The sequence below is a fragment of the Altibacter sp. HG106 genome (assembly GCF_028561755.1).
Classification (GTDB): domain Bacteria; phylum Bacteroidota; class Bacteroidia; order Flavobacteriales; family Flavobacteriaceae; genus DFVG01.
In genome coordinates, this window is record NZ_JAQQTD010000003.1 from 208,937 (window position 1) to 233,677 (window position 24,741).

A 24,741-nucleotide genomic window follows, 5' to 3' on the forward strand; every position below is an offset into this window, starting at 1 on the left:
AAATTTAATAGAAACTTTTTCTTGCACAAACAATTTTACTCAAAAAACATCGCATTTCGAGCGATAATTCTGAAAATAAACCTCCAGCCCATACGTTAGTAGTATTTTAGCTATGGGGGAACTTTTTTAATTAGTACATTCGCCCTACCAAAACAATGCATGCCTATGGGGTCTTTTCAGTACAAAAAATGGAATCAAATCTTAGGATGGGGCGTCTTTGCAATCGCCTTACTAACCTACTGGCTTACTGTAGAACCCACAGCCAGTTTTTGGGATGCCGGTGAATATATTGCAACCTCATCAAACTTAGAGGTAGCGCACCCTCCCGGCGCTCCGCTCTATCAATTATTAGGGGCCTTTTTCTCTATCTTTGCTCTAGAACCTACCCAAGTAGCGCTTACCATCAACCTAATGTCGGTGTTCGCCAGTGCCTTTACCATTCTATTTATGTTCTGGTCGATGACCATCCTTCTTACCGAAGTCATTGGTCTTCACAAACCCATTAAACCGAATACGGCAAAGGCAATCTTAGGGAGTGCTGCCGTTGCGGCCCTGGCCTTCACTTTTACCGATAGTTTCTGGTTTAGCGCTGTGGAAGCCGAAGTATACGCATCGGCCGCTTGTGTGCTGTCTATACTATTCTATTGCGGCCTCCGTTGGCAACGGGAAATGAACACCCAACGCGGCAATCGATGGCTCATTCTCATTGCCTTTATTGTAGGACTTTCCTTCGGAATTCACTTTATGGGGCTGCTAACGATTCCGGCTATTGGACTGTTATACTACTTCAAAAATTACAAGACCATTACCCTTAAGAACTTTATTGTCGCCAATGTTGTAAGCGTTGCAGTATTGCTCTTTATTTTCAAGCTTCTGTTACCGATGACCTTAAAGTTTTTTAGTGCTTCGGAATTATTCTTTGTAAACAGTATCGGCTTACCATTTAATTCTGGAACCATCATCGCCGGACTTTTCTTTATTGCCTTGTTTTATTTTGGACTAAACTATACGCGCAAAAAGAACCACGTCCGACTCAACACCGGAATCCTTTGTGTCCTTTTTATTTTTATTGGGTTCTCCAGCTGGATAATGTTGCCGGTTCGAGCGAACGCCGGAGTGGTCATTAATGAGAATAACCCCAACAACGCACGCGAGCTTCTGGCCTATTACAATCGGGAACAATATCCCGAAACCCATTTATTCTACGGGCCACAATTCACGGAAATCTATGCCGGACTCGACCGAGACAATCCGTACACAGACGACGAGCCTAAATACGAAAAAGATGAAGCGCTGGGTAAATACGTGATCGTAAATGACTTTAAAAATTCCGGGCAAAATTTTGACGATGCGCATAAAGTGTTTCTCCCCAGAATGTGGAGCGCCGAACACGTGGAAAACTATTTAGAATACACCGACGGACTCGAATTCACTATCAAACGCGAGTATCGTGGCGAACAGCGTCTCGTTGACGAAGTCACTCAATTTAAACGCGCGTTTCAAGAAGGACTCGTAGATAGTGAAGATTACAATATTTTCTTGCAAAATTTCGGGCAATTTTTAGATGTCGAACCGCCTTCCTTTGGGGATAACATCGCGTTTATGTTCCAACATCAGTTCAGTTATATGTATTGGCGGTATTTCATGTGGAACTTTACTGGCAGACAGAACGATGTACAAGGACGAGGTAGTATTCTCAACGGAAACTGGCTGAGTGGCATCGACTTTATCGACAAATTACGATTGGGCACACAGGAGAATTTACCTTCAGATATTGAAGGCAACAAAGCCCGGAACACCTATTATTTTCTCCCACTAATCCTAGGTATATTAGGACTGGTATTTCATTTCAGAAATGATAAAAAAACCTTCTGGGTGCTGTTCGTTTTCTTCTTGTTTACCGGAATCGCGCTTAAAATATACCTGAATGAACGCCCATTCGAACCCCGGGAACGTGATTATGCGGTAGTAGGATCTTTCTACGTATTTGCCATGTGGATAGGTTTTGGGGTCTATGCGCTCTATGAGCTCGCCAAAGAATATATGAAACCCAAAGTGGCGCTTCCTGTTATTCTCGCTATTACTACCCTGGCGGCACCGGTACTTTTGGCCACACAAAATTGGGACGATCACGATCGATCGAACCGATATACAGCGAATAGCATGGGTAAAATGTATCTTGATTCTTGCGATGAAGACGCCATTCTCTTTACCATTGGAGATAACGACACCTTTGCGCTTTGGTATGCCCAGAATATTGAAGGCTACCGGCAGGATGTGCGTGTCGTAAACACCAGTTTATTCCAAACGGCCTGGTATATTGATGACATGAAGAAAAAGGCGTTTGACAGCGATCCTATTCCTTCACAATTAACCCATGACAAGTATTCCTTCGGAACTCGAGAGTATATTGTGTTTCAACCTACGCAGCAAGATACCATCGATATCAAGACCTGGATGAATTGGGTAGCTAGCGACAATCCGGCCACCAAGGTAGAATTGAACAGTGGTCGATTTGCCAATACCTTTCCATCGAAAACTATTCGTGTTCCCGTTGATAAAGAAGCGGTATTGCGCAACGGTATCGTAGCTCAAAAGGATGCCGATAAAATTGTGCCCTATATTGATATCAAATTGTCAGGGGATGTGCTTTATAAAAGCAGCATGATGATGCTCGACATTATTGCTAACAACAATTGGGAGCGTCCTATTCATTTTAGTGGTGGAAGTTTTGGGGATGATGATTACATCTGGATGAAGGACTACTTACAGCTTCAGGGAACTACCTATAAGCTGGTGCCTATCAAAACTCCGGTGGACCCTAGAAACCCATTTGATATGGGCCGAATTGACAGCGATACGATGTACGACATTGTGATGAATTGGGACTGGGGCAATAGCGGCAGTGATGATATTTATCACGATACCGAAACCCGCCGAAACGGAATTACCTATCGAAGTCACTTGGCTCGATTAGCAGAAACTCTGATGAATGAAGGAAAGAATGAAAAGGCCGAAAAAGTGTTGGATCTCGGTATGGAAAAGATGCCGGTAAAATACTTCGAGTATTATTCGCTTCTAGAGCCTTTTGTTTTGGGCTATTATGAGCTAGGAAAGCCAGAGAAAGCCCGGGCCATTTATGAAGAGGTGACTACGATTTTCCAAGAGCATCTAACCTACTACAGCGGCATGAAAGTAAAACGACAATATCCTATCGCCGAAGAAATCATCAGTGATATGGAACGTTATCGCAGCCTTGTGGACATTGCTATTGTATACGACGAAGAAACCTTCGCACGGGCAGAAGCCGCTGCATTCAATGATTATCTTAAGCTATTCCGTCATTTCTACCAACCTAACGAAACCCTGGATGTAGATTCTCGACTGAATGCTGAAGATTCATTACCGATGCTTCCGGACACCGTTGTAGAAGATGGTACCGACGTTCGAATGGAGTAAGTAAAGACTCATGTGGAAACCTGTTACCGTTCCGAATCTTCTTCAGAAGGCATATCCGAAGCGAAGATGGTCCATTCCGAATGTGTCGAATCACATATTTCTTACGTTCGATGACGGTCCCATTCCAGAGCTTACCCCCTGGGTACTCGAACAATTGCATCGCTTTGAAGCCAAAGCCACCTTTTTTTGCATAGGCGACAATGTAGCAAAACATCCAAAAATCGCGCAACAACTCCTGAAAGAAGGACATGCTATTGGCAATCATACGCAACATCACCTCAACGGTTGGAAAACTTCCCGAACTTCATATCAAAAGGAGGTCACCGATTGTGAACAAACGATGCTGAATGTCCTTCAAGAGAAACCAAAGTACTTTAGACCGCCTTACGGAAAGATGACCTCCTCGCAAGCGCGGGCTGTTTTAGCTAAGGGATATGATATTGTCATGTGGAGTATTCTTAGCTATGATTATGACATGACGGTTTCCGAAGAAGCATGCTTACAAAATGTATTGAACCACATGGTACCGGGAAGCGTTATTGTGTTTCACGACAGCTTAAAGGCAGAAAAGAAGCTCCGGTTTGTGCTTCCTAAGGTGTTGGAACAGATTCGAGAAAAAGGATGGAAAGCCGTTTCGTTATCGAGCGTATGAGCGCCTTAGATATATTCCTGAACCAGACTGATAAGAGTGTTGGCATCCTGCTCTCCACTCTGGCGCCATTTCATTTCGCCATTCTTATAAATCATGAGTGTTGGCAATCCTTTGACACGAAGTGCTTCCGCCAACTCTGAGTTCTTATCGACGTCGATCTTGATCACCCGAGCCTTATCTCCCAGCTCGGCTGCAACATCCCGAAGCACGGCATGCATTTCCTTACACGCGTCATCCATTTCGGTATAAAAATCGAGAAGTACGGGGACGTTGGTTTCAATGAGTTCACCAAATTTTGACATACATTCTTATCTTCAGTTCTACAAATATAACATTTCCGATGAATTAAGCCTTGGCAGCCCGCTTTTTAAGCGTGATGACCGTTACCTCCGGCCAAATTCCCACACGCCCCGGATATCCTAAAAATCCAAAACCTCTATTCACATGAATATACCTGCCCAGATCTTCATACATCCCCGCCCAATTCTCGTAGCGATACTTTACGGGGCTCCACTTTATCAGTCCCGGAATTTCGATACCAAATTGCATTCCATGGGTATGCCCGCTAAGGGTGAGTTGAATATTTTTTTCACTAGACTTTACTTCCTCCTGCCAATGCGATGGGTCGTGACTCATCAAAATTTTAAAGTCGGAGGTCGCTACGCCTTCACAAGCTTTTGACAAATCACCTGCTTTTTTGAACCCTCCGGCGCCCCAATTTTCAACACCAACCAGCGCAATGGATTCATTGTTTCGAGTGATCATTCGATGTTCGTTTAGCAATAAGTCCCACCCCATCTCACCTTGTAGTGCTTTTAAGCGCGCTAAGTTGTTTTCCTTTTCTTCGGAAGAGCTCCAGTCGACATAGTCGCCATAATCATGATTTCCTAAGACAGAAAAAACACCATCTTTCGCTCGCAGGGAACCAAATAATTCTTTCCAGCGATCCATTTCGCTCGCCAAATTATTGACCAAATCTCCGGTGAACAAAATAGCATCGCTTTGTTGTTCATTGATCAAGCTGATACCGTAGCGTACTTTTTCTTCATTGTCGAAACTCCCACTGTGCACATCACTAATCTGAGTGATCGTATAGCCGTCAAAAGCGTCCGGCAGGTCATCAAACACAAGCGTATGTCGCAACACCTGATACTGATATTTTCCGCGCCACATTCCGTAGAGCAACGATAGAAATGGAACGGCAGCCACACCCAGGGCCACGCCACTTAGAAATTTTCTTCGGGAGGGAAGGTGAAACCCTTCGGCATTGCCTCCAATTTTGTTGAAGGCCGCTACAAAGATTCGCACAATGTCTTCGGCAAACATAAATCCTATCAGCAAGAGCTTCGGTACAAAAATGGCCAAAAACACACCAAATGCATACATGCGAAAGGGCGTCATCGTACGAGAAGAACCACCACCGTAACTGAGCTGATAGATAAACATCCCCAGTAAGCCCACAGAAATAGCAATGTACAATACATTCAACCAAGGTTGTCGCACAAATGTCCTAAAGGCTTGAAAAGCATAGATGTCTACAAGGATGTAGATAATAATGAAGATAATCCAGCGCATGGTACCGAAATTGGAGCTTAAAAATACTAGCTTTTAAAAAGTTGCTAGTCTAAAATCCCGTTTTTAACGCTATTTTGTATCTTTTTACCGTCAAACCATTCCATGCAACAACTCCTTGTTTTTCTTTTCGCTGGACTTCTGCTGAGCTGTTCTAATAAGGAAGCAACTATGCCTGCTCAAAAGGATGCGCCGCTTACTTCCTATGTAAATCCCTTTATCGGAACAGGCGGACACGGACATACCTATCCAGGAGCAACGCTCCCCTTTGGAATGATGCAGTTGAGTCCCGATACGCGTTTGGATGGTTGGGACGGGTGCAGCGGCTATCACTATTCTGATGCGTACATTTACGGTTTTTCGCATACCCACCTCAGCGGCACCGGGGTGAGTGATTACGGGGATGTGTTGCTGATGCCTACCGACACCTTGCTTTTTCACAATGGCGCCGATGGTTCTCCGGGCTATCGCGCCCATTTTCAGCACACAAATGAATATGCAAGTCCAGGGTATTACAAGGTGTTGCTCGACAGCACACAAATAGAGGTTGCACTTACGGTAACACGACGAGCCGGAATGCATCATTATCAGTATCCTTCTTCGGAAAACCAGTTTTTGATATTGGATCTGGAGCATCGCGACAAGCTATTGGATTACGACATAACGAAACTCAATGATCGTGAATTTCAAGGCTATCGTCATTCCGAAGCCTGGGCTATCGACCAACGCTTGTATTTCTATATGAAATTTTCGCACCCAACGAAACAACCCACCTATTTTCACCGTGGTACCGATCGACGGAACCGGATGCTTGGCGTTGAATTTGTGAATCCAAAGAACGAACCGGTCTACGTTACTGTGGGAATTTCTGCAGTCGATGAAGCCGGAGCCAGACGCAATGCAGAAACCGAAATTGGTGACACATCGTTTGAAACGATTAGAAAAGCGGCCGAGAGTATCTGGGAGCAACAATTAGCAAAAATTGTTATTGAAAGCCCTTCGGAATCCTACAAAACCAACTTTTATACAGCGCTCTACCATACGATGCTAGCACCCAATGTATATCAGGATGTCGATGGTCGCTATCGCGGTATGGATCTCGAAATTCATAAAGCCACAGATTTTGAATATTATACGGTTTTTTCGCTCTGGGATACCTATCGCGCTACCCACCCTTTATACACCCTCATTGAACAAGAGCGCACCACCGATTTTATCAATACGATGCTGGCAAAATACGACGAAGGTGGAATCTTGCCTATTTGGGATCTCGCCGGAAATTACACAGGCTGCATGATTGGGTATCACGGCGTGTCCGTTATTGCCGATGCGTATCTCAAGGGGATTGACGGATTTAATGCTGAAAAAGCCTTTGCTGCAATGAAGCATAGCGCCATGCAAGCGCATTTAGGCTTGGCATCCTATAAAGAACACGGATATATTCCCATAGAAGAAGAAAGCGAGAGCGTTTCCAAAACATTGGAGTACGCCTACGACGATTGGACTATCGCTCAAATGGCAAAGGTCCTAGGAAAGGAAAAAGAAGCCAAACATTTTTTAGGGCGTGCGCAATCCTACAAAAACGTCTTTAATCCCAAAACCGGTTTTATGCAAGGACGCTTCCGCAATCAATGGTTCGGGCCCTTCGACCCCTACGAGGTAAATTTTAATTATACGGAAGCCAATGCTTGGCAATATAGCCTGTATGTGCCACACGATCTTTCAGGACTTATTTCTTTAATGGGAGGAAAAGAAGCCTTCACATCGCATTTGGATAGGTTATTTAGTGCAAAGAACGAAACTTCGGGCAGAGAGCAGGCCGATATCACCGGACTCATCGGGCAATATGCCCATGGCAATGAGCCCAGTCATCATATGGCCTACTTGTACAACTTTGTAAATGAGCCTGCCGCCACACAACGATTGGTGAGAGAAATCCTTACCACCTTATACCACGACCAACCTGATGGGATTTCCGGGAATGAAGACTGCGGACAAATGAGTGCCTGGTATGTTTTTAGCAGTCTTGGTTTTTACCCGGTAACACCGGGAGCTAACCAGTATATCATTGGGAGTCCGTTGTTCCCCAAAGCAACACTTCAGCTGGAAAATGGAAACACCTTCACGGTTATCGCTGAAAATAATTCTGAAGAGAACCCCTTTATACAATCGGCTACTCTCAATGGTGAACCTTTAGAACGTTCGTATATATATCACAGTGAACTTATGGCAGGAGGCGTGCTTACCTTCCGAATGGGAAACACTCCCAGTTCCTGGGCAAACGATGATGCTGCCCTTCCGAAGACCGAAATTACAGACTCTCAGATGGTACCCGTTCCGTTTATTGCTTCGGGAGAAACCGTGTTTAAGACGCCTACGGAAATAACACTAGGAGTTGTTGACACAGAAACCGATATCTTTTTCCGACTCGATGATGCTCCCTTTCGTCGTTATGAAGGCCCTATTTCGCTTTCGGAAAGCGCTATGCTGCAAACGTATGCTAGCAATACAAGAGGAAACTCCAGTGATACGATTACCACCCAATTTATGAAACTAGACCCCAATCGAAGTATTACGCTGGGAACTCAATACGCCAATCAATACAATGCCGGAGGCAAAGATGCCTTGATCGACGGACACAAAGGGGCACGTGATTTTAGAACCGGGGCGTGGCAGGGGTATCAAGATACCGATGTTGTGGCCGTGGTAGATCTGGGTAGTATTCGTGAGATCGATAGTATCAAAGTAGGTTTTTTACAAGACCAACGCAGTTGGATCTTTCTTCCTACGGAAGTACAATGCTACGTATCCACGCAATCGAACCGATATTACAAGAATCTTCCCACACACTATTTTGAAGCAGCCAAACCTTCCGAAGCCATCAAAATAAACACAGCCGGGTTTAACATGCAAGGGTATAGCGCTCGTTATGTGAAAATAGTCGCTAAAAACCTAGGGGCTGTTCCCGACTGGCATCTGGGTGCTCCATACCAAGGGAAGGCATGGATATTTATAGACGAAATTGAAATTGAAACACCATGAAAAGACGAGATTTCTTACACGCCACTTCACTTACCGGGATAGCGGTAGCTAGTGGAACCGCCCTGTTAAGTTGCGAAAATAGGGAGACCGAAGCAGAAGCTTCGGTAGCAAATGCGGAAGCCTCCTTCAAAATCACCCCCATTGCCATTGCTACCTGGAATGTGCCCGACGCGGTTGGAAAGGCCTGGGAGATTCTTTCCGATGGAGGAAAGGCGCTAGATGCTATCGAGCAAGGTTGCCGGGTCGAAGAGGCCAATGCAGAAGGGCAAAGTGTGGGAATTGGCGGATTGCCTGATCGGGATGGTAATGTAACGCTGGACGCTTGCATAATGAATTCCGAAGGCGATTATGGTGCGGTGGTATATCTTCAAAATATCAAACATCCCATATCCGTAGCGCGCAAAGTGATGGAAGAAACGCCCCATGTGCTAATGGCGGGAAAAGGGGCCGAACAATTTGCTGTATCTCTGGGGTTCGAAAAAGAAAACCTTCTTACCGAAGCGTCGAGAAAAGCTTGGGAAGAATGGAAGGTTACTTCAGAATATAAACCCGTGATTAACATTGAGAATCACGATACCATTGGAATGCTCGCTATGGATGCTGCCGGGAATATTTCAGGGGGCTGTACCACCAGCGGGCTCGCTTATAAGATGGCGGGACGCGTAGGAGACTCTCCAATAATTGGTTCCGGATTATTTATTGATAATGAAGTAGGGGGCGCTACCGCAACCGGTATGGGAGAAGAAGTCCTCAAAACGGTAGGCAGTTTTCTTATTGTGGAATTGATGCGCCAGGGAATGAGCCCTCAAAAAGCCTGTGAAGAAGCAATTGGCAGAATTGTTTCCAAGAATAAAGAACGGTTGGGCGATTTTCAGGTTGCTTATATCGCTATGAACAAGAAGGGTGAAACTGGCTCCTATGCCATCCACCCGGGTTTTTCTGTAACCAGAGCAACGGAAGAAGAAATCACCAACACAAATTCAAAACACTATATTTCAGATAATTAGAACAAATACGTACAAACACGTATTTTTTGCTATTTCCGTCTTTTTTAAAAAGCATACCATAATTTTTATTAGCTTTGTGCTACATAAGTAGGTTGACACGCCTATAGGTGGGTCAATCAAATTTGGGGCGAAAAGTCATCACATCCGTGGTGGCTTTTCTTTTTCTATTACGCTGAAATACCGCTCGCCCGTTTCTCCCATTATAAAATGTATGAAATCATAGAGGTTTGGGAACAGGAAGGGTTCTATTTTTGAAATCCCGAATCTGTTACCTACTACTTGCCTACTTAGCTGTGGTTTTTTTAACAACGCTATTACTTATGAAGGCAATTTACACCCTAGCATTTCTCTTTCTATATTCAACCTCATTCCTCATCGCACAGGTGGGCATCGGAAACACCAATCCAAATGCACAATTGGATATTTCGGCTACCGACGTGTCAAATCCTGCGAATACAGACGGACTCTTAATTCCGCGTATCGATGAATTTCCTGCGACTAACCCCACTGCAGCTCAAGATGGCATGCTGGTATTCATTACCGGAAACGGAGCCCCTTCCGAAGGATTCTACTATTGGGACAACGGTACGAGTAGCTGGATAGTACTTTCTGGTACTACCAGTGATGCAGATTGGTTTGAGGAAGGAACTACTAATCCTGCCACTTCCATTACAGATAACATCGTTACCCAAGGAAATGTGTCTATAGGAACTAACTTAAATGGAGTTTCCAATACGAAACTGAATATCGCGAATGATATTGCCGTAAACACAAACGCCTTACGCATCGCCCCTGAGGGAACCAATACTCCCGGAGGAACAGTGTATGGAATATACAATCAGGATCTTGGAATAACGCCCAGCGGACATTTAAACTATCGGGGAATTTACAATCGAATGTCAACTACACACATTGGTAGCACCTACGGGCTTCACAACGAGTTTTTTAATAATGGAGGAGCCGAGTATGGTGTTCTCAACGAGTTTAACAGTACGCAAGGTGCCGTTGGGTTTCGGAATGAATTTACAGGAACAAATGGCACTTCATCTACTTTTACCGGACTTGAAAATCGATTTCTATCCGCAGATACACATGAAGGGGTAATCTACGGGGTTTTAAACACCCTTTTTTCCGAAGGAAATGGAATTCGATACGGAACGAAAACTAATATTCGCGGAAGCGGAGTGGGAAATAAATACGGTTCACACGTATTGATAGACCCTACGGCAAACGGCACCCATTATGGATACTATGCTGAAGTAGAAAACAGCACGGGTTACGCTGGGTATTTCATTGGACGCGCTTCCTTCGGAACCGATCCCTCCACGGGGCGTTATCTACTTCCTGCCACCGACGGTACCGCCGGACAAGTTATGACCACCGATGGCGCCGGAAATATCACCTTCGCTACTCTAAGTCCATCTGGTGGCACCTTAGATGAAGCCTACGATTTTGGAGGCGCCGGACTGGGCCGAACGATTACCGCAGATAATGGCGCTGTTGCTATTGAAGGCGATGGCGGACTGCGCGTGGAAAGTACTTCTGAAACGAACATGCTCCGCGTGGACGGCACCAGCGATGCCGTGGGTATTGGAGAAGCCAGCCCTGTGAGTCCGTTGCACGTCGGAAAAACCACAAATTTCGATCTTAGCTATGCCAACACAGGACAGGATGGTTTGTATGTGGATGGGGGAAGCGGCGGCGGACTCAATAGTTGGGGCGGATCCATAGGGTTTGGCCCTAATGCTGTAGTACGCAAAGGGCAACGTAAGGCCGCCATCGCAGCCATTCAAACCGCGGGTGATGAAGACTTATTGGGACTTGCTTTTTACGTTCATGGTAACGCTATTAACCAATCGCCCATGGTAGAAGGTATGCGTTTGAATCATGCCCGACAGCTCGGAATTAACAACAACGATCCGGATGCGACCTTAGATGTGGTAGGAACCCTGCAATTTGTAGATGGCAATGAAGCGGCGGGGTATGTATTAGCTTCTGATGCGAATGGAAATGCTAGCTGGACCGATCCAGCAACCATTACGCCGGAAGATGCCGATTGGTACGTGTCCAGCACCACTTCTTCGCCTACAAGTATTGCACAGAATATTTATACGGAGGGGAACGTAGCCATCGACGATGGAACATTGAGCATCGTTACGGATAATACAAACGCAGTGGACGTAGACCTTACAGGAACTGCTACGCGCGTAGGTATGAACATGACCTTAACGGGAAGTACTCCAACAACCGGCATCTCCTCGTTTATCAACAATAGAGATGAAATGAATATTTCCCAAAACTTTACGGGTATTTATCAAAATTTTGCCGGGTCGATGACGTCCGGAAGAACACTTAAAGGCATGCGAAACTGGTTTCAAGCGGGTTCTAATTATCAGGGTACCATCGTGGGAATCGAGAATGATATTGATAGCAATAATAATGGGGTACAATACGCTGTCTTCAATATGCTTTCCGGAACGGGAACAGGCGACAAGTACGGTAGTTATAACACCATTACCAACACGGCGGGAGGCACGCATTATGGAGTATACAGTAACGTTTTGAAAACAGGTAGCTACGCTGGTTATTTTCTTGGAAATGTCGCTATTGGTACCGTAAGCGGAAACACCTACACCTTGCCTTCAACTCGGGGAAGTAATGGGCAAATTATGCAAACGGACGGCAGCGGTAACGTTAGTTGGGTGACATCCCCTACGACGGAAAGCACCACAGCGAGCAACGGGGTAACGGAAACGGGGAATGATATTCAATTAGGAGGAGCCCTTACACAAGATACGACCATTGATCAAGGCAACTTTGATATAGAATACGACCTCACCGGAACAGCTAATTTTGCCATTTACGATAATGGGGCCGATGCCTTCTTCGTACGAAACACAGGCAATGTTGGTATCGGCACAAGTGCTCCCGTCCTTCGATTAGACGTTCGCGAGGACAGAAACACTTCAGCCACCGCATCACAAATCCAAAAAACCGATAACACTTCGGCAATAACTACGGCACTATCTGTTTCGAAGCAAAGCAACGGAACCGGAACTTCCAGAGGTATTGATATGCTCCTTTCGGGTTCTGGAACCGGTACTCGTTATGGCACTAATATTACGTTCTCCAGCACGGGTAATGCTGCCGAATACGCCTTCTATTCGGCCTTTGCCGGAAATACAAATGGTAGTAAACGCGGACTCAACAATTACTTCAACAATGGAGGAACGGGAAGTAATTATGGCGTATTTTCAAGGTTTAGTACTAATGTTTCCGCAGCTCAGTTTGGTGTTTACAACGACTTTACCGGCTCTTCTGGAAGTTACTACGGAGTACAAAATGACATGGGTGGCGCTACCGTAAATCCAGCGACGGGACTCGACAACATTTTGGACGGAACCGGAACCGGAACCAAAACAGGTGTGAGCAACTTCTTTGACGGAAGTAATGGAAATTCGAATGCCTATTTTGGACTCGACAACAATTTTAACGATACTGGTAACGGAATTAGGTATGGGTCTCGAAGTCTAATGAACGGCAATGGAAATGGAAATCACTACGGGATGTATAATGCGCTAACGGGAACAGGCTCAGGAGCCAAATATGGAACCTTCAATATCATTAATGTAGGCGCGGGAGGAACTCATTTTGGAACCTATAATAACGTAAATACCGCAAATGGCTGGGCCGGATATTTTGTGGGTAAAAACTATATTTCAGATCGATTAAGCATAGGAGAAACAGATAATTCAGATGCTGCTATAAGCATCCTTAAAAATAGCGGAGCTAATTATTCTCACTTGGAATTACGACAACTTTCAGCCAATGGTGGATCCCGAATTCGTTTTAAAAACAATGCGGAGACCGATCACGAATGGGTGGTGTTTAGTCGTGCCGATGATACCGATAGTGATAGTAGGTTCAACGTGTTTTATACCACCGTGGGTAATGTCATCGTCGCGACTGGTGATGGAAATGTGGGAATTGGAAGAACCCCAACCACCAACACCTTCGAAGTGGAGGGCACGGCCTCTAAGGCAACTGCAGGAACATGGGCTGGTAATAGTGACCGGCGCTTAAAAAAGAAGATTGAAACCATTGCTTCTTCCGAAGCCTTAGAAAAATTGTTGCAATTGCGAGGGGTTTCCTATGAATGGAACGATCAAAAAACGGGCATTGAACGCCCTGAGGGCATCCAATACGGGTTTATAGCACAGGAATTAATGGAGGTTTTTCCGGAAAAAGTTTCCGAAGACGCTCAAGGGTATTATCAAACAGCCTATGGCGATTACGATCCGCTCTTTGTGCAGGCCATCAAGGAACTAAATCAAAAGATTTCGGACTTGGAAACACAAAATGAAAACCTCAAAAAGCAGCTAAAATCGTATGAAACGCTCGAGGCTCGGTTATCTGCACTGGAAGCGCAAAACAAAGATTCTAAGGAACCGGCACTGCCCACTGCAGAAAAATAGAGAGCAAGAACCCCAGAATATATAACTGATAACGCAGCGGGTAAAGGATGTCCATTTGATGTCCTTTATTTTTTTCTATTTTTAGTGGAAATTCACTGAAGTTGAAACACATATTAGCCCTCCTACTCTGTGCACTCATTTATCCGGTCCAAGCGCAGCATTCCAAAGATGCTGTCGCCCCGCGTCTTCAACAACTCATCGATAGAGCCTGGGAGTATACCTTAGAAAGTAACGACAGCTCGCTTCTGCTTTCACGACAGGCACTAGACATAGCAAAAGAAAATAACGATCCTTTAGGACAAGTGATGGCGATGGAATCCATTGGGTTATATCACGAGATCGTAACGGGTAATATCGAAAAGGCGAGTCAATTTTATTTTGATGCCATTGCGCTATGTGAGGCAGAGGAACTCGCGTATATCGCCTCCGTATTTCATTCGCTCGGAATTATGTTTCATACGACCGACAATTATCAAAATGCGAAAGAATATTACCTAAAATCATTAGAACAAGCAGAAAAGTTTAAGGATTCTGTCTTGATCAAAAAGTGTCTTATCAATTTAGGATCGGTACATTCCTCTTTAGAGGATTTCGCTTCCGCGGAAAATTATATGAAACATAGTCTGACGCTGCCAGTTCAACCTGAAATGGACTATGCCACCTTGGGCAATCTAGGCTATCTCTACGTAAAACAGGAGCGGTTTCCGGAAGCCATTTCGGTGTTACATCGGGCCACTGAAGAAACCCCAGACAATCCCGACCCCGATCTCAACTTATACTTTTTACTACACGCAAAGACACAGGCGAAAGATTCATCGAATATGAATATTCCGTTAGCGCGGGCTAAGGAGGCGGTTCGAAGCGGAAATTATGGATTGCGGGACCAAAGTTTGCTGCTGCGAAATATAGCCGATTACCTTGCCTTCACCGGAAATTATCAGGAGGCCTTGCAGTATCGTGATCAATATATTTCGGTTTTTGAAGAGATCAAAGAAAAACAGCGTGACAATGTGGTGTTGGAATTAGAAACCAAATACGAAACGGAAAAAAAAGATGCGCAACTCAAACTATTAGCACTCGAAAATCAACAAGCAAAGCAGCAACGGCAACGGTATTTATTTCTGGCAATTGCAGGGGTCGTGATCGCCGGACTTATTGGCTTTTTCCTTTTTAAAAATAAGCGAAAAAACAGACAGCTCGCGCGGCAAAAGAAGCTGCTGGAAGCGACCATTGATGAAAAGAATGTATTGCTCAAAGAAACGCATCACCGTGTAAAAAACAGTTTTCAAATGGTGTCTTCCCTCCTTTATCTTCAAGCCGAAAACGTACAGGACCGAGAAGGACAATTGGCATTGCAAGAAGCCCAAAACAGGGTGCGCAGCATGGTGCTTATTCATCAAAAATTGTACAGCAAAGAGCAGTTGGTGGGAATCGATGCTTCAGAATACATCATCGACCTCATTACAGACATACTCGAGAGTCATGAAAATGAACCTGCTTCCATTGAGGTTTCCGCAGAAATAGCTCCCTTGCTCCTGTCTGTTGAAACCATCACCCCATTGGGGCTCATTATTAACGAATTACTCACCAATGTCGTTAAGCATGCCTTTCCGAAGAATCAGTCGGTACGCACCTTAGAAGTGCGCCTGAAAAAAAACAACCAGATACTTTTGTTAACGGTTCGCGACAATGGATTAGGGATGCCGTCTAACATTCAGGAAAGTTCCTTCGGAATCCAACTGATCCGATCGCTGGCAAAAAAATTACACGGATCGCTTCGTTACAAACCAAACGAACCTCAAGGAACGATCGCCCAATTGGAAATTCACCGATTTGAAGAACTTTGAGTTACTAAAAATATGGTAGGCGTCACTAAATATATTGGTGTCTTCTGATGTTCTGAACTACCTTACTCAAGATTCCGTACCTTCGTTACAAATGAAATCCTTACGCCTTGTTATAATAGAAGATGAGCCCTTGATTGTCGCCACTATTGATACCGCACTAAGAAAGCAGGGACATAGGGTACTGGGGGACGCCGACAGCTACGAGGGTGCTTTAATGCTGATTGAACGCACACAACCCGATCTTGTTTTGGTGGATATTCAATTGGAAGGTAGTAAGGACGGAATTGATTTGGCGTGCGCCTTGGATGAACGAAAACAACCGTATTTATTTCTCACCTCTCAAACCGACCCACAGACCATCAATCGGGTGAAAAGCACTCAACCTTTGGGGTTTATCGTCAAGCCTTTCACCGAAAGTGGCTTGCGAAGTAACATTGAACTCGCATGGCACGACTACGCCACTCGCAACGTAGAATTTCTACTGATAAAGAGCGAGGGCGTGCTGCATAAGATAGATCAGGCGAGCATCACCTATTTAAAAGCCTTCGACAACTATTGTTATGTGTATACCCCTATCCAACGCTACCTGGTGCCGCATACGCTTAAAGCCGTTTCTGCCAAGCTCAACCCCCAACACTTTTTAAAATCGCACCGCTCGTATGTGGTCAATCTTCGGAAGGTTTCAGAAGTTCACAACAATACATTGGTCGTCCAGCAAGAATCCCTTCCTATGAGTCGGCGTCACAAAGATGCCATCAAAAAAAAACTCGGATAACCTCCTGCGTAACACCTGTCGTACCATTCCCTAAAAAAATAGGGGGCTTTACTAAATTTAATTTCCGAAGAAACCTACAAAAGGTACTTTTCCGCCACCTTCTTTTTTTGCCTCCCAATCACAGCCAATAACCTACTTACAGGTATTAAAAGTTTGATTTATGAAACATGTTTGGTCTCTACTGCTGTTCATCATTTGCACTTCTCTACAAGCACAAGTAGGTATTAACACTACCGCGCCCGACCCTAGTGCGATGCTGGACATCACAGCTATTGATAAAGGAGTATTGATTCCACGTATGACGGAAGCACAAAAAAATGCCATTGGATCTCCAGCTATCGGCTTGTTGGTGTTTCAAACGGATGGCAGCGATATTGGATTTCATTATTTCAACGGAAGCAGTTGGGATTATCTGGCCGCCAATACGGCGCAAGAAATCGATGATTTGTCGGATGGAATCTATCAAAACTTATCGCTCTATTTGGGGGATACCGCGGCTCCCGCAATCGATGGGTCAGAAGACTCAAACATTGGCGTTGGACCTTTCGTTTTTCGTAGGTTAACGAACGGCAGTAATAACATTTCTATAGGAATCTTAGGCAATGAATTTTTGACCACCGGAGATGATAATATTAATATTGGAAATTACGGTTTGGAAAGAGTTCGTACCGGGAGTAACAATATCGCCATCGGAAATCGTACCGGCATGAATATGGATTTTACCTCCTCAGGAAATATTTTGATCGGTAATGAAGCCGGTAATGGTGACTTCTCGATTCAAAACCGATTGTATATAGAGAATTCGGATGCCGGCCCCAATAGTGCTTTACTATATGGAGAGTTCGACAACGATCTCCTTCGCGTTAACGGAACGCTGGAGGTGAATAATGAACTACAAGTAGGAAGTTATACTTTTCCCACATCAGATGGAGCGACTGGGGAAGTATTAACCACTGACGGTTCGGGTAATGTGTTTTGGAATACGGCTACGAGCACTCCAACTCCTTCGGTAGTGCGAGCTGATATGAGCACGAATCACACCGTAGCGGTATCGACCATAACCAAAATAAATTTTGACACCGACGTTATTGACACCAATAATGATTTCAACACGAGTAGCGAACGATTCATTGCTTCCCAAACGGGATTGTATCAAATCGCTGCCAATATTACCATCTCAGGAACGGGAACATATGTTGTAATTATTGCTAAAAATGGAGCCCCTCCGGGAAACACCCTGGCACAAAAGGCGTGTGAAGTGGTTACCACAGAAACTGTTTCCTTCTCAACAGTGGAATCTTTAAACCCCAATGATTATATAGAACTCTATATTTTTGCAAATGACCCCGCAACAATTTTGGCATTGAGTGTTGCCTCCCAATTTATGGTGTATAAAATCGATTAAAATGCAATGAATGAAATTGAAAATCTATGTTTTCATATAGTTTTATATAGCTCATTTTCAATAAATTGATTTTCAAACTAACCAATGTCAATTATGAAAAATCATCTCAAAGCAATTACGGCTCTTCTCTTCTGTTGCATAGCAATACTCTCCTGCAAGGATGAGACTTCTGGCGATTATGCAAAAGCTGTCTCTACCGCCGACACTTCTCTTTCAAAAGAAAAAAGCATTGAGCGCGGGGAATATTTATCACGTGTTATAGGATGCGACCATTGCCATACCCCTAAAAAAATGACCCCGCAGGGCCCTGTGCCTGATATGGACAAATGGATGATGGGATTTCCGGCAGACGCCACGCTACCTGAAATAGTTCCCGAAGCCGTGGGACCCGGAAAATGGATCTTGATGCACGGTGATCTTACCGCCGCCGTTGGACCGTGGGGCGTGAGTTTTGGCGCAAACCTCACCCCGGCAGATACGGGAATTGGTTCGTGGAGCTTTGAACAGTTCAAAACGGCTATGACCAAAGGGAAGTATAAAGGCATGGAAAATAGCCGACCCCTCATGCCCCCCATGCCATGGCAATCGTATAAGGAAATGCCGGAAGAAGATCTTAAGGCCATATACAACTATTTAATGTCTTTAGAACCCATCGAGAATGTGGTGCCTTCTTACATTCCCCCAGATAGATTAGAGCAATAACGTTTTATTTGTGGTTCGTATCGCTATCTCGTCTCTTTCTTCGGAAAAAGTCGAGATAGTTTTTTTAGGAAAATTCCGTTTTTTCTACCCTTCTTGCTACCTTTGAGGGAACTCATAATTCCTTCCAATGGCCGATCAAAAACGACTTTTTCTTCTCGATGCCTATGCGCTTATTTTCCGTGGGTATTACGCATTGATTAAAAATCCTAGAATAAACTCTAAAGGACAAGATACCTCAGCCATCATGGGGTTTATGAATTCCCTTTTCGATGTCATTCGTCGCGAAAAGCCAGATCATCTGGCCGTGTGTTTTGACAAGGATGGAAGCGCCGTGCGTACGGAACTTTTTGAAGACTATAAAGCCAATCGTGATGAGACTCCGGATGTTATAAGACAATCCATCCCCATCATTCAGGACCTCCTCAAAGCGATGCATATTCCGTGTATTGAAATAAGTGGTATGGAGGCCGACGATATCATAGGAACCTTAGCCAAACAAGCCGAAAAGGAGAATTACCAGGTATTCATGGTGACACCCGATAAAGATTTTGGACAACTGGTTTCAGAAAATATCTTTATGTATCGCCCCGCTCGGATGGGCAATGCCATTGAGATCTGGGGCATTCCGGAAGTACAAAAACGATTTGGGGTAGAGCATCCGGAACAGGTGATCGATTACCTGGGAATGATGGGCGATGCCAGTGATAACATTCCAGGCCTACCGGGCGTTGGCGACAAAACGGCTAAAAAATTCATAGCGCAATTCGGTTCTATGGAGGGGCTGCTCGAGAATACCGACCAGCTCAAAGGAAAAATGAAGGAAAAAGTGATTGAGAATGCGGAGCTAGGCCGACTCTCAAAAAAACTTGCTACCATTTTCACCGATTGTGATGTAACCTTTGATGCCAAAGATTTTGAACTCTCGCAACCCGATGCGCAAAAAGTACAAGAGATCTTCGAAGAATTAGAGTTTAGACGATTGCGCGATCAATTCTTAAAACTGTTTTCGGAAGAGGCTGCTTCGGAAGAAACGACGAAAGTAGGCACAACAGAAACCGCAAAAAAGGTTTCGAAAACCGCCGGTAGCGGTCAGTTTTCTCTTTTTGGGGGAGACGGTGACGCTTCCGAAGACATTCAGAAATACAATTCCCGAAATACTATAAAAGACGTATCACACTTCTATCAAACCATTCAGCCGGGAATGGGACTCAAGTTATTCCTCAAGCAATTACTTCAGCAAAAAAGCGTTTGTTTCGACACCGAAACCACAGGATTGAACCCGCTTACGGCAGAATTGGTAGGAATTGCCTTTTCCTGGGAGGCCGGAAAAGGGTTTTACCTTCCCTTTCCAGAAAACTTTGATGAGGCAAAGGAGCTTATCCAACAATTGATGCCCTTCTTCGAGCATGAGGCTATTGAAAAGATTGGTCAGAATTTAAAATACGACATAAAAGTGTTGCATAAATACGGTGTGACCGTTCGTGGAAAGCTATTTGATACCATGTTGGCGCATTACCTTATCAATCCCGATATGCGACACAACATGGACGTGCTGGCGGAGACCTACCTCAACTACACTCCGGTTTCTATTGAAAGTTTGATCGGAAAAAAAGGTAAGAACCAAAAATCCATGCGCGATGTACCGGTGGAAGAACAAACAGAATATGCCGTAGAAGATGCCGATGTAACGCTTCAGCTAAAAGAACATTTTGAAAAGGAATTGGGCGAAGCGAACACTCAGAAATTATTTGATGACATCGAAGTGCCGCTTTTGAGGGTTCTAGCGGCTATGGAGTTAGAGGGTATTCAACTCGATGAACCTTTTCTGAAGGAACTTTCCGAAGCACTCGATAAAGACATACAACGTCTGGAAAAAGAAGTGTATCAAGAGGCCGGAGAAGAATTTAATATTGGTTCTCCCAAACAATTAGGCGAAATTCTCTTCGGAAAAATGAAGCTGGTTGATAAGCCTAAGAAAACAAAAACAGGACAATATTCTACCGCTGAAGACGTCTTATCCTACCTTGCAAAAGATCATAAGATTATTCGGGATGTTTTAGAGTATCGCGGACTTACAAAATTGAAAAGTACCTATGTGGACGCACTTCCTAGTCAGGTGGAAGAAAAAACCGGACGGGTACATACCGATTATATGCAAACGGTTGCAGCAACAGGACGTCTAAGCAGTAACAACCCAAACTTACAGAACATTCCTATTCGTACCGAACGCGGTCGCGAAGTGCGAAAGGCGTTCGTCCCTAGGAATGATGACTATGTGTTGATGGCCGCCGATTATTCGCAAATCGAATTGCGCATTATCGCTGCTCTGAGCGAAGAGGAAACCATGATCGAAGCCTTTAAGAATGGGGAAGATATCCACGCGTCTACGGCAGCCAAGGTATTTAACGTGCCCATCGACGAAGTAACGCGCGAGCAACGTAGCAATGCGAAAACGGTAAACTTCGGAATTATCTATGGAGTGTCGGCCTTTGGGTTGAGCAATCAAACAGACCTCTCGAGAAGTGAGTCTAAGGAATTGATCGAAACCTATTATAAAACCTACCCGAAATTGCGAAACTACATGAGCGAGCAAGTAGATTACGCGCGTGAGAACGGTTATGTGCAAACAGTATTAGGCAGACGGCGCTACCTAAACGGCATTAACGGCAGTAATGCCGTTGTGCGCGGTGCGGCAGAGCGCAACGCGGTGAATGCGCCCATTCAAGGTAGCGCCGCCGACATCATAAAGATCGCGATGATCAATATCCATAAAAATCTTTCTGAAGGAAATTACCGATCAAAAATGCTATTACAGGTACACGATGAATTAGTTTTTGATGTTCACAAAGAGGAATTAGAAGCCATTAAAAAACTTGTAAAAAGTGAAATGGAACAAGCCTATAAGTTGTCAGTACCTTTAGATGTGGAAATTGGCGTGGGTCAAAACTGGCTCGAAGCCCATTAAATTTACAGTACAAAGCGATAAGTGGCTTTCAGTAAGAAGGTATTTCTTGGTTGTTGTCGCAACAGCTGATTGTCGATAATGGTTCCGAAATCATTCGTAGGGTCTCCAATTCCGTTAATTCCTTGAGACCAGACCAAGAAAATCTCAGATCCGGGAATATACTCCCACCGAAGTACCAAATTCGATCGAAACTGAACAAAAGCAAAATCGGGATCACCAAAACTATAATCTTTGGTGCCATCGCTATCTTCATCTACATTGTATTGCCCGTTTTCAAATGAAATTTGATTAGAGTCGTACCAAGTCACGCGTTCATTTAAATCTTTTGCCGTGGCATTGTTCACGTAATTAAAATTGGTGTACTTGGCGTTAAAGATGAAAGGCTGTCCATAATACTGAATCGTAAGATTAGGGTTAATATTAAAATTCACCCGTAGTGTCGTACTCAAGCTTTCATTATCAATTTCCCCCAGAATGTAACGGGGCGTTCCATTAAAGCTGCTTTCGGTGACGTACTGTGTTTTGTTGGGGTTTTGTTCGAACTCATTAATAAGGGATAAGCTTAAGGAATTAAGCGGTTGATAGAAAAAGCGTAAGACATATCTTCGGAAGGAGAAGTTGTTCTGTTTTGCATCAGAATGGACATAGCCAGCATGCATGCTGAATTTCTTCCGACTATCCGTTCCGGAGAATAGGAAAAAGAAATTCTCTTCATTCCAACGCCAGCGGGGCCCGCCTCGAAGCACGGTATTGGAATAAATTCTGGGTTTATGAGAAGCACCCGCTTCTGTCCACCAGTTATTCTTCCAGTTAATATACCCATTAATCTCATACTGCATGCGGTTGTAATTCCCTTGAAAATCATAGGATGAAAATTGATTGAACCCCACGTTGGCTTGCCGATACCAGGAGGTTGATTGATTCCAAAAGTGGCGAATGTTGGCATACTGCCGTATGTCGTCTGCCTGGCGTAGAAAGCCAATATCGTTCAATTCCAGTTCTGGTGAACGCCAGTTTCCTCCCAGGTTGTAGCGCCAGTTCCCAACCGCTCCTTTTCCAATTTCAAAGCGACCTCCGGTTCCGGTAAGTTGCGTTCGGTTAGGGTCTACTTCCACATGATCGGCATCCGTTCGTTGAAACAAATGAGTTATGGAAGTTTGCGTACGTGCAATGGCTTCGGCACTGCCGCGAACATTACTGAGAACAGCGCTTCCTTCGACATAATATTTACGCTCTTTCCAATTGTGTTTAAAGTCGATTCCGCCGGAATACGCATGAGAATGTAAAAACGATAAATTAGGATCCATTCTGCGAACTGTTCCGGTGAAAATTCCGCCTACATAACTATTTCTGTCGTTAAAATCCTTCTGAACTCTGGCAACGGCGTAATTGGTAAGTGGCTCTACCAGTTCCTGCCGTTCTGTGCCAACGGTATCAATAACATCAGCAAATTCGCGATCTGTGACACTTTCTAAGACACCTACCGTCCAGCCATCCTGAGTCTTTCCGCTAAACTTGGCTGCTCCAAGAATTGTAGTATTATTCGGTTGATCCACAAAGGCAATATTTGGTCCAATAGCCTGTCCTTGGGGACTGCGACCAATTCTTCGTGAAAAAAACAAATTGTCTTGATTTCCAGCAAAGGAAAAGTCGAATACACTTTTATTCTCTACAAAAAAAGGTCTCCGCTCCTGAAAGAAGATCTCAAAGCCATCTAGGGCGACCGCTCCCGGGTCGGCATCTACCTGTCCAAAATCAGGGTTAATAGTAAGATCCACCGTTAGATCATTGGTAATCCCAATTTTGGCGTCCAGTCCTCCTGTGAGTCGCGAATCGTTTCCATCTTCAAAAGGGTTGCCCGGTTGCTCCTTATAGGTGTCGAGTTGCCCTACAACATATGGTTGAATTTCCAATTGCTTTTGTGGTTTCAAGCCCTTCAACCCCCTTAATTCTCCGAATTCACTTACCCAACCCGGCGGATTGGCAGGAAGCGGTTGCCACGTAGAGCGTTCTTCATTGTTGAAATATCGGCGTGTCGATTGAATGCCCCACACTTGCTCTTCGTCGTTTCCAAACCGCAGCTGACTCAGTGGAATTCTAATTTCTGCTGTCCATCCTTCAGAATCTACCTGAGTATCGGTATACCATATTGGGTTCCAACTACTGTCGAAGTTGCCATTATTCGAAATAAACTCATCTCCTTTAACACCGGAAGCAGAGATGGTAAAAGAAAAACCGGTACGATCATCCCCATAACTATCTATATTGATTTCTACCCAATCGCCGGGAAAATCATCCCGTCTTCCCATGCGTTGTTCAATGGTTTCCGGATCCTTTTGATAACATTTGAACGCCACGTAAAGATTCTTATCATCGTACACGATTTTCATCTTGGTCTGTTCCGTAGGAGGTGTACCGTTATCGGGTTGAAATTCCACGTAATCGGAGGTCCATGCTACCGCATTCCAAGCTTCATCATCTAAATTCCCATCGATCTTAATGGGCGTTTGATTTTGTACGGAAGTTGTTGTGTAAGAACGTCTTGGTATCGTATTTTCTGTGGTTTGAGCGAAGTTGATGGTGGTGAGAAAGAAAAAACCTATCAACACGGTTTGTGATTGAGATAGCATAGGATTGGTTAGATTGACTGATGAATAGACCTTTAAAACGGTGCAATGTGACAGATTCGTCTAGGTTTTAAGATTTTTTTAACAGTTCTAGGGTTCAGTTCCCGCATCTCACAAAACAGAATTACGCCTTGCTCAAAAGGAATGTAAACTATTTATAGCCCTTAACTTGTAATTCAAATATTTAGTTGTAAATTTGCAGCCCTTTTTGAG

13 protein-coding genes are annotated in these 24,741 nt (G+C 44.4%); 10 read left to right on the forward strand and 3 right to left on the reverse strand.

Translation table 11 applies throughout. The features are described from left to right. Positions 1-165 precede the first annotated feature (165 nt). Both PO830_RS06295 and PO830_RS06300 read left to right on the forward strand, forming a co-directional pair. On the forward strand, positions 166-3,459 hold the full coding sequence (locus tag PO830_RS06295; protein ID WP_272852687.1) for a glycosyltransferase family 117 protein: 3,294 nt from the start codon (positions 166-168) through the stop codon (positions 3,457-3,459). A gap of 10 nt (positions 3,460-3,469) precedes the next feature. Next, positions 3,470-4,111, forward strand: coding sequence for a polysaccharide deacetylase family protein (locus PO830_RS06300; RefSeq protein WP_272852688.1), 642 nt, complete (start codon positions 3,470-3,472; stop codon positions 4,109-4,111). A gap of 5 nt (positions 4,112-4,116) precedes the next feature. Here PO830_RS06300 and PO830_RS06305 read toward each other — a convergent pair whose 3' ends face one another. Continuing rightward, positions 4,117-4,413 (reverse strand): thioredoxin family protein, encoded by a 297-nt coding sequence (locus PO830_RS06305; RefSeq protein ID WP_272852689.1) that lies wholly within the window; start codon positions 4,411-4,413, stop codon positions 4,117-4,119. Between the two features lie 43 nt (positions 4,414-4,456). Then, on the reverse strand, positions 4,457-5,686 hold the full coding sequence (locus tag PO830_RS06310; RefSeq protein WP_272852690.1) for a metallophosphoesterase: 1,230 nt from the start codon (positions 5,684-5,686) through the stop codon (positions 4,457-4,459). Positions 5,687-5,788: 102 nt separating this feature from the next. Between PO830_RS06310 and PO830_RS06315 the strand changes: the two genes are divergently transcribed. From PO830_RS06315 to polA, 8 genes are all read left to right on the forward strand, one after another. Further along, a complete protein-coding gene (locus PO830_RS06315; protein WP_272852691.1) occupies positions 5,789-8,725 on the forward strand; it encodes a GH92 family glycosyl hydrolase in 2,937 nt (978 codons plus the stop codon). Further along, positions 8,722-9,732 (forward strand): N(4)-(beta-N-acetylglucosaminyl)-L-asparaginase, encoded by a 1,011-nt coding sequence (locus PO830_RS06320; RefSeq protein ID WP_272852692.1) that lies wholly within the window; start codon positions 8,722-8,724, stop codon positions 9,730-9,732. Before PO830_RS06315 ends, PO830_RS06320 begins: the two co-directional genes overlap by 4 nt. Positions 9,733-10,052: 320 nt before the next feature. Then, positions 10,053-14,207 carry a tail fiber domain-containing protein gene (locus PO830_RS06325; RefSeq protein ID WP_272852693.1) on the forward strand — a complete coding sequence of 1,385 codons (4,155 nt, stop codon included), beginning with the start codon at positions 10,053-10,055 and terminating at the stop codon, positions 14,205-14,207. A gap of 101 nt (positions 14,208-14,308) precedes the next feature. Continuing rightward, complete coding sequence (locus PO830_RS06330; RefSeq protein ID WP_272852694.1) at positions 14,309-16,054, forward strand: histidine kinase dimerization/phosphoacceptor domain -containing protein; 1,746 nt, start codon at positions 14,309-14,311, stop codon at positions 16,052-16,054. A 91-nt stretch (positions 16,055-16,145) separates the two neighbouring features. Further along, positions 16,146-16,829 carry a LytR/AlgR family response regulator transcription factor gene (locus tag PO830_RS06335; RefSeq protein ID WP_272852695.1) on the forward strand — a complete coding sequence of 228 codons (684 nt, stop codon included), beginning with the start codon at positions 16,146-16,148 and terminating at the stop codon, positions 16,827-16,829. Between the two features lie 160 nt (positions 16,830-16,989). Then, positions 16,990-18,234 carry a hypothetical protein gene (locus tag PO830_RS06340; protein WP_272852696.1) on the forward strand — a complete coding sequence of 415 codons (1,245 nt, stop codon included), beginning with the start codon at positions 16,990-16,992 and terminating at the stop codon, positions 18,232-18,234. Between the two features lie 93 nt (positions 18,235-18,327). Further along, positions 18,328-18,936 (forward strand): c-type cytochrome, encoded by a 609-nt coding sequence (locus tag PO830_RS06345; RefSeq protein WP_272852697.1) that lies wholly within the window; start codon positions 18,328-18,330, stop codon positions 18,934-18,936. 127 nt (positions 18,937-19,063) lie between these two features. Further along, positions 19,064-21,901: a DNA polymerase I gene (polA, locus tag PO830_RS06350; RefSeq protein WP_272852698.1), complete on the forward strand. Its 2,838-nt coding sequence runs from the start codon at positions 19,064-19,066 to the stop codon at positions 21,899-21,901. Between the two features lie 2 nt (positions 21,902-21,903). Here the strand turns inward: polA and PO830_RS06355 are convergent, their stop codons facing one another. Next, complete coding sequence (locus tag PO830_RS06355) at positions 21,904-24,531, reverse strand: DUF5916 domain-containing protein (RefSeq protein ID WP_272852699.1); 2,628 nt, start codon at positions 24,529-24,531, stop codon at positions 21,904-21,906. Between the last annotated feature and the right edge of the window lie 210 nt (positions 24,532-24,741).

Bases quoted from the DNA above. Each gene is read 5' to 3' on its own strand.
- PO830_RS06295 (WP_272852687.1), top strand. From the start codon at position 166: ATGGGGTCTTTTCAGTACAAAAAATGGAATCAAATCTTAGGATGGGGC.
- PO830_RS06300 (WP_272852688.1), top strand. From the start codon at position 3,470: ATGTGGAAACCTGTTACCGTTCCGAATCTTCTTCAGAAGGCATATCCG.
- PO830_RS06305 (WP_272852689.1), bottom strand. From the start codon at position 4,413: ATGTCAAAATTTGGTGAACTCATTGAAACCAACGTCCCCGTACTTCTC.
- PO830_RS06310 (WP_272852690.1), bottom strand. From the start codon at position 5,686: ATGCGCTGGATTATCTTCATTATTATCTACATCCTTGTAGACATCTAT.
- PO830_RS06315 (WP_272852691.1), top strand. From the start codon at position 5,789: ATGCAACAACTCCTTGTTTTTCTTTTCGCTGGACTTCTGCTGAGCTGT.
- PO830_RS06320 (WP_272852692.1), top strand. From the start codon at position 8,722: ATGAAAAGACGAGATTTCTTACACGCCACTTCACTTACCGGGATAGCG.
- PO830_RS06325 (WP_272852693.1), top strand. From the start codon at position 10,053: ATGAAGGCAATTTACACCCTAGCATTTCTCTTTCTATATTCAACCTCA.
- PO830_RS06335 (WP_272852695.1), top strand. From the start codon at position 16,146: ATGAAATCCTTACGCCTTGTTATAATAGAAGATGAGCCCTTGATTGTC.
- PO830_RS06340 (WP_272852696.1), top strand. From the start codon at position 16,990: ATGAAACATGTTTGGTCTCTACTGCTGTTCATCATTTGCACTTCTCTA.
- PO830_RS06345 (WP_272852697.1), top strand. From the start codon at position 18,328: ATGAAAAATCATCTCAAAGCAATTACGGCTCTTCTCTTCTGTTGCATA.
- polA (WP_272852698.1), top strand. From the start codon at position 19,064: ATGGCCGATCAAAAACGACTTTTTCTTCTCGATGCCTATGCGCTTATT.
- PO830_RS06355 (WP_272852699.1), bottom strand. From the start codon at position 24,531: ATGCTATCTCAATCACAAACCGTGTTGATAGGTTTTTTCTTTCTCACC.